The organism is Trueperaceae bacterium, from assembly GCA_036381035.1.
Classification (GTDB): Bacteria; Deinococcota; Deinococci; order Deinococcales; family Trueperaceae; genus DASRWD01.
Window position 1 is genome coordinate 1 of record DASVDQ010000032.1, and the last position, 1456, is coordinate 1456.

3 protein-coding genes are annotated in these 1456 nt (G+C 61.8%); 1 reads left to right on the plus strand and 2 read right to left on the minus strand.

Annotated elements, in window-relative coordinates; translation table 11 throughout:
- Positions 1-214 precede the first annotated feature (214 nt).
- Positions 215-496, minus strand: coding sequence for a hypothetical protein (locus tag VF202_05290; protein ID HEX7039507.1), 282 nt, complete (start codon positions 494-496; stop codon positions 215-217).
- Between the two features lie 106 nt (positions 497-602).
- Positions 603-944, minus strand: a complete 342-nt coding sequence (locus VF202_05295; protein HEX7039508.1) for a helix-turn-helix transcriptional regulator — start codon at positions 942-944, stop codon at positions 603-605.
- Between the two features lie 94 nt (positions 945-1038).
- Here VF202_05295 and VF202_05300 point away from each other — a divergent pair, with 94 nt between their 5' ends.
- Entirely contained in the window at positions 1039-1260 is a 222-nt protein-coding gene (locus VF202_05300) for a helix-turn-helix transcriptional regulator (GenBank protein HEX7039509.1), read from the plus strand.
- The last annotated feature ends 196 nt before the right edge of the window (positions 1261-1456 follow it).

A 1456-nucleotide genomic window follows, 5' to 3' on the forward strand; every position in this document is an offset into this window, starting at 1 on the left:
GATGCGGCTCTTCGCGGTCGGCCCGGTCTCCGCGAGCTCCATCACGCCTCGGGTAGTGCCCCAATAGATCGCCATCCGCGCCTGCTTGAGCGGCATCGACTTCGCCCCGAGGTCCTGATCGTCGTCGATCAGGCCCGCGAACACGCCGCGATGCTGAGTCGTCACGAGAACGGGTTTCACTGTGTCGTCTCCTGCACTTGATCCAGCTGAAAACTCAGCGGCGATACGCCCGCCGCTCCGCGAAACGCTTGCGCACCGCCCGCATGGCCGCCTCCCACAAGTGCCGATCCCGCCGGAACTCGCCCGGCCGCTCGTTCCGCTCCAGGTACTCCCGCAGGCCCACTGAGCCGTGGGAGCGAGCGGGGGAGAGCGGGAGAAGGGTGAGGGTGGTCATGGCGCCTTCGGCCTCGTGATCGAGCGGCAGGCCAGTCACGCCGCTGTGGCACTTCAGGTAAGTGCCTGCGCCGGTCTTTCGCTCAATTCCGGGCTGGGTCATGGCTGCGGCTCCCGTGTCAAGATTTGCATTCTGCGCCAATTGACAAATGGCGTCAAGCGCCAAATTACAAAATCTTCAACCGGGGCCGCCGAGCGGCTTTACAGAATCAGTCGGCTTGGCGATCTAGCAGGTAGCCGGCGTAATCCAGCAAACGCTGGCGCTGCTCAGGGCTCAGCATTGCTGACAGAGCCAAGAGTTGGCCAGTGTCGTCGGAGTCGTCGGAGCCGCGCTCGGCGAGCGTCCATAACGACGATACGCTGACGTTCAGCGCGGTCGCTATGGCTCTGAGCTGCCGTTCCGGCGGATCCTGCATGCCCCTCTCGACGCGAGAGAGGTTGCTTGGATCGGTGCCGGCGGCGGCTGCCACGTCCTCGAGCGTCCTTTCTTGGGACTTCCTTACCTTCCTGATCGCCCAGCCGATACCGCGTGTTGCGGTGCTCGTGGGCATGCGCCGCACTTTCGGCAATTGAGTCTCAACCCGCAATGCGGGACGCGCCAATTTGGCGGTTGACTCAAATTGGCAGGTAGCGCAAACTTCCGGCATGGCCAAAAAGACGATGACGCTTCGGGAGGCTCGGTTAGCCCGCAAGGAAACGCTGGTCGAAGTGGCCGAGGCAGTGGGTACCGACGTGAGCAACCTCTCTCGAATTGAGAGGGGTGCGCAATTGCCGTCGAGGGACCTGGCGAGAAAACTGTTCGAGCATTTTGATGGTGCCGTCGAGCTCGGTTTGATCTACGACCCCGAGCACCGCGTCGCTAGTTGATTGTTGTTGAAGGGCAGCCTAACCGCTGCCCTTCTTTTTGGCGTCGGGCCAGCCGTTATGTCGTGCCGGCGGACATTAGGTGAAGCGGCTATTTAACCGATCCACGTAATGCACATCGCTTACGTCAACTCAGAAAAAGTAAAACGCGCGCCGCACGCGCAGGGGGAGAGCATGAATACGAGTCACGTGCAAAAGC

Bases quoted from the DNA above. Each gene is read 5' to 3' on its own strand.
- VF202_05290 (HEX7039507.1), bottom strand. From the start codon at position 496: ATGACCCAGCCCGGAATTGAGCGAAAGACCGGCGCAGGCACTTACCTG.
- VF202_05295 (HEX7039508.1), bottom strand. From the start codon at position 944: ATGCCCACGAGCACCGCAACACGCGGTATCGGCTGGGCGATCAGGAAG.
- VF202_05300 (HEX7039509.1), top strand. From the start codon at position 1,039: ATGGCCAAAAAGACGATGACGCTTCGGGAGGCTCGGTTAGCCCGCAAG.